Source organism: Microbacterium sp. SD291 (genome assembly GCF_017355365.1).
Classification (GTDB): Bacteria; Actinomycetota; Actinomycetes; order Actinomycetales; family Microbacteriaceae; genus Microbacterium.
In genome coordinates, this window is record NZ_JADIJR010000063.1 from 1 (window position 1) to 3,985 (window position 3,985).

A 3,985-nucleotide genomic window follows, 5' to 3' on the forward strand; every position below is an offset into this window, starting at 1 on the left:
GAATCGGCTCTGCACCTCGAGTCCGTCGAGAGCGGCGAACTCGCCGAGAGTGCGCACCCCGAGCCGGACCAGGAGCCCGGTGAGCTGGTCGTCCCGGAGCACCTGCACCGGAAGGGGGTCGAGGAACTCGCCGGCGAGACCCGCCGGGATCACCGTGCAGGGCTCCGGTCCCCGCGCGGCGAGCTCGGCGGTGAACGGGCCGTCGGCGATGCCGACGCGCACCTCCGGGAATCCGGCCTCGGCGAGGATCGAGATCAGGGCCCGCCCCGCCTCGGCCTCGCCGCCGTGATAGCGCGAGACGCCGCGGGCGCGGAGCACGGCGAGACCGGGGCGCAGCAGGGTGGCTCCCGGCGCGTGCTTCTCGATGAGCTGCAGCACCGGCAGGAAGGTCCGTTCATCGCGGGGCGGATCGTGCGGGAGCACCCGCAGCGAGGAGAGATGCCCCTGCGCGACGCGGCGGCGCTGGCCGGCGCGGACTCCGTGCTCACGGGCGGAGGCGGTGCAGGCGACGACCGCGTTCGCGTGCACCAGGGCGGTCGGCGGATGCGGGGGAGCAGCCCCGAGCGCCGCCCGCAGCGGCCAGTCGGGGAACCACAGCACCAGGACGCGGAGCGGGGAGGTCATCCGGCCACCGCCCAGCCGGAGCCGTCTGCGGCCAGCGCCTCCACGCGCAGCGCGGGGAGAGCTGCGAGCTCCGGGAGCACGGGTTCGACAGCACCATGTGCCCCTGGCAGCCGCACCCGCACACTCGACGGGGCGGGGCTCCGCCTGGTGCGCGCGGTCACAGTGGCGGTCGAGCCCTCGATCAGCCCCCATCCCTCGCCGATGCCGTGCCAGTGCTGGTCGTGGAGGCGGATCGTCCCCTCGCTCTGCGGCCAGGCCGCAGAGGTCGCGGATTCGGCGACGAGCCCCTCCGATGCGACCAGCCCCTCCGATGCGACGAGCAGCGTGCAGCCGCGGTCGCGCAGCCGGGCGCTCAGCCTCGACACATCCGCATCGCGCGCACGGGAGCCGGGGTGCACGGCGATCAGCGGGACGACCTCGGCGAGGGCCGAGGTCGCGGCCAGCCAGCGGTCTCCCGGCTCGGGTACGAGGATGAGCCGGGGCAACGCGATCCCGAACGCGGCGGCCGCCTCGACCCCGAGGGTGGGCATGCCGACCACGGCGCACCAGAGCCCCTTCTGCGATGCCGCGCTGAGCAGCGCGAGCACGAGGCTGGGCGACGGGGAGACCGTGTACGCGGTGCCGGTCTGCAGCCCCTCCTCCGGCAGCAGCGCGGAGAATGCGGGGTCGAGGGGGAGCAGCGGATGCTCGCTGCGCCTGCGCTGCATCCGGCTGATCTCACGGCGCAGCCGCAGCACCTCTCCGGCGCGGGAGTCGCCGGCCGGAGAGAGCGCGGTCACCGCATCGAGCCCGATCCCCATGCATCCATCCTCGAATATATGTACTAGTAAAGCAAGTGGAGATGCTGACGCTATTTCGAACGTCGGACATTCGCTCGAGGCACCCGGCCCGTTCGCCGACCTCGACCGGATGGAATAGTGGACTCGACCCCCTCCCCGAGAAAGCAGGACCATGACGTACACCGCTGAACCGTCCAGGTACGAATCGATCACGACCGCGCGCTCCGGGCGGAGCGGCCTCATCCTGCCGCGCGTCTCGCTGGGGCTGTGGAACAACTTCGGCGAAGATCGCACTCTCGAGGACCAGCGCGCGATTCTGCGTCGCGCTTTCGACCTGGGCGTGTTCCACTTCGATCTGGCCAACAACTACGGCCCGCCTGCCGGAAGCGCCGAGCGCAACTACGGCCGCATCCACAAGCTCGATTTCCGGCCCTACCGCGATGAGCTCATCATCTCGACGAAGGCGGGCTATCGGATGTGGGACGGCCCGTTCGGCGAGTGGGGCTCGCGCAAGACCATGGTCGCATCGCTGGACCAGTCGCTGAAGAGGCTGGGGCTCGACTACGTGGACATCTACTACTCGCACCGCCCCGACCCGGAGACCCCGATCGAGGAGACCATGGCTGCCCTGGCCGCAGCCGTGCGGCAGGGCAAGGCGCTGTATGCCGGAATCTCGAACTACTACACGCCGGAGGAGACGCGGGCAGCCGCCGCTGCGCTGCGCGCCGAGGGTGTGCCGCTGACGATCCACCAGCCGCGCTACAACATGTTCGACCGCCGCATCGAGGAGCTGGGTCTGCTCGACACCCTCACTGAACTGGGGTCCGGCGCGATCGCCTTCTCCCCGCTGGATCAGGGACTGCTCACGGATCGCTACCTGAAGGGCATCCCCAGCGACTCCCGGGCGGCGACGGGGCGTTGGATGACCGAGTCGAACATCACGCAGGAGTACCTCGATCGGGCGAAGGCACTCAACGAGATCGCCATCTCGCGCGGACAGACGCTCGCGCAGCTCGCGATCCAGTGGGTGCTGCGCGACCCGGCCGTGACGAGTGCGCTCATCGGAGCGTCGAGCGTGCGCCAGCTGGAGGACTCCCTCCGAGCACTCGACGGCGCTGCCCTCACCGAAGACGAGCTCGCCCGCCTCGCCGTCCTCGCCTCGAAGCCGGCCTGACGGCCTCGGCTGATCAGAGCGGCGGATCGAGGCGCGTCAGCGCGGCATCCATCTGCTCGGCGAGGTGCTCGTAGCCGACGTCGGACGGATGCAGCCCGTCGGACGCCATCCAGCTGTCCGCCGACCCCGCGTGGTGCCCGTCGAGCCAGCGGCTCGCACCCGGTATCCAGTCCGCGCCGACCTCGGCGGCGGCATCCTCGATCCAGGCGATGATCTGCTCCAGCGATTCGGGGCGCGTCTCTGTGTACCAGAACGGCTCGACGACGATGATCCGGGCCGCTGGGAGCGCGTCGCGTATGCGGGTGAGGTCGGCGGTGATCGTGTCGTGGATGAGGTCGGCGCGGCGGTCGTAGCTGAAGGTGTCGTTCAGGCCCATCGTGACGAACACGATGTCGGGCCTCTGTGCGATGACGAGTTCCGGCAGGTCGTCCTCGCCGAAGCTGGTGCGGTGGTTCACGAATCCGAGGCCGTTGACGCTCGGGTTGATCTCGCGCCATCCGCGGTCCTCGCTGATGACGGTCGACCAGCGCAGCGAAGTGTCGCTCGCACCGGTGCCGAGCGTGTAGGAGTCTCCGTAGAACGCGACGAGCGGTCCGCTTCCCGGTGGGGCCGAGGCGTCGAGCGCTGGTGCGGCGCTGCAGGCACTGAGGCCGAGGGCGAGGGCGACGACGGACGCGGAAGTTCGGAGGCGGCGCATACCTGTGGTTCGGCGCGGTCCTCCCGTCGGATGGGAGACGGCTCGGCACGGTCGGCGACGACCGCGCGCGAACGAGTGTGACGGCCACCACATGATGGCATGCTGAGCGCATGCGGATCGAGTTCGAGAGCCCTGTCACCAGGTGGGAGAAGCGCGTCGACTCCTGGTTCTTCGCGACCATGCCGGAGGAGCTCTCGGTCGAGCTGCGCGAGCTCCCCTCGCCGCCGCGCGGCTTCGGGTCGCTCCGCGTGCAGGCCAGGATCGGAGCCTCGATCTGGAACACCTCGATCTTCTTCGAGGGCTCCGCGTTCGTGCTTCCGCTGAAGAAGGCGATCCGCGACGCGCAGGGGATCTCCGAGGGCGACCTGATCATCGTCGACCTCGACATCATCGACCTGTGACCCGTGCACGATTCACCAGCTGCGTGCGATTCATCCACAGGCCCGCTGCACGGCATCCCCGGATCCTCTAGCCTTCCGGAATGGACCTGAGCACCGTGATCGTCGTGCTCGCGCACGCCGCCCTCCTCGGCGTCGCGGCGTGGCTCGTCGTGATCGATGCGCGCACGCACCGGCTGCCCAACCTGATCGTGCTGCCGACGCTCGCGGCCGTGGCGCTGCTCGCCGCCGTCGATGCGATCGCGACGGGCGAGAGCGGGCGGCTGGTCGGCGCAGCGCTCGGCATGCTCATCCTCGGCGGCTTCTACGCCGT

The 3,985-nt window shown here is 70.3% G+C and carries 4 protein-coding genes and 2 pseudogenes; 3 read left to right on the forward strand and 3 right to left on the reverse strand.

Annotated features, from left to right (window positions below):
* Both IPV10_RS16705 and IPV10_RS16710 read right to left on the reverse strand, forming a co-directional pair.
* A pseudogene (locus tag IPV10_RS16705) lies at positions 1–624 on the reverse strand (DNA polymerase Y family protein); the annotation flags it as partial.
* Positions 621–1,424 (reverse strand): hypothetical protein, encoded by an 804-nt coding sequence (locus tag IPV10_RS16710; protein WP_207485778.1) that lies wholly within the window; start codon positions 1,422–1,424, stop codon positions 621–623. The gene IPV10_RS16710 and the pseudogene IPV10_RS16705, both read right to left, overlap by 4 nt.
* 151 nt (positions 1,425–1,575) lie before the next feature.
* Here IPV10_RS16710 and IPV10_RS16715 point away from each other — a divergent pair, with 151 nt between their 5' ends.
* Positions 1,576–2,577, forward strand: coding sequence for an aldo/keto reductase (locus IPV10_RS16715; protein WP_207485780.1), 1,002 nt, complete (start codon positions 1,576–1,578; stop codon positions 2,575–2,577).
* Between the two features lie 13 nt (positions 2,578–2,590).
* Here the strand turns inward: IPV10_RS16715 and IPV10_RS16720 are convergent, their stop codons facing one another.
* The gene (locus IPV10_RS16720) at positions 2,591–3,274 is read right to left on the reverse strand and encodes an SGNH/GDSL hydrolase family protein (protein WP_207485782.1); all 684 of its coding nucleotides are present in this window, start codon (positions 3,272–3,274) and stop codon (positions 2,591–2,593) included.
* 110 nt (positions 3,275–3,384) lie between these two features.
* Here IPV10_RS16720 and IPV10_RS16725 point away from each other — a divergent pair, with 110 nt between their 5' ends.
* Both IPV10_RS16725 and IPV10_RS16730 read left to right on the forward strand, forming a co-directional pair.
* Positions 3,385–3,675, forward strand: coding sequence for a DUF1905 domain-containing protein (locus IPV10_RS16725; protein ID WP_207485783.1), 291 nt, complete (start codon positions 3,385–3,387; stop codon positions 3,673–3,675).
* Positions 3,676–3,755: 80 nt separating this feature from the next.
* Positions 3,756–3,985 (forward strand): annotated as a pseudogene (locus IPV10_RS16730) (prepilin peptidase); the annotation flags it as partial.

Coding starts and splice junctions, on each gene's coding strand:
- IPV10_RS16710 (WP_207485778.1), bottom strand. CDS start 1,424: ATGGGGATCGGGCTCGATGCGGTGACCGCGCTCTCTCCGGCCGGCGAC.
- IPV10_RS16725 (WP_207485783.1), top strand. CDS start 3,385: ATGCGGATCGAGTTCGAGAGCCCTGTCACCAGGTGGGAGAAGCGCGTC.
- IPV10_RS16715 (WP_207485780.1), top strand. CDS start 1,576: ATGACGTACACCGCTGAACCGTCCAGGTACGAATCGATCACGACCGCG.
- IPV10_RS16720 (WP_207485782.1), bottom strand. CDS start 3,274: ATGCGCCGCCTCCGAACTTCCGCGTCCGTCGTCGCCCTCGCCCTCGGC.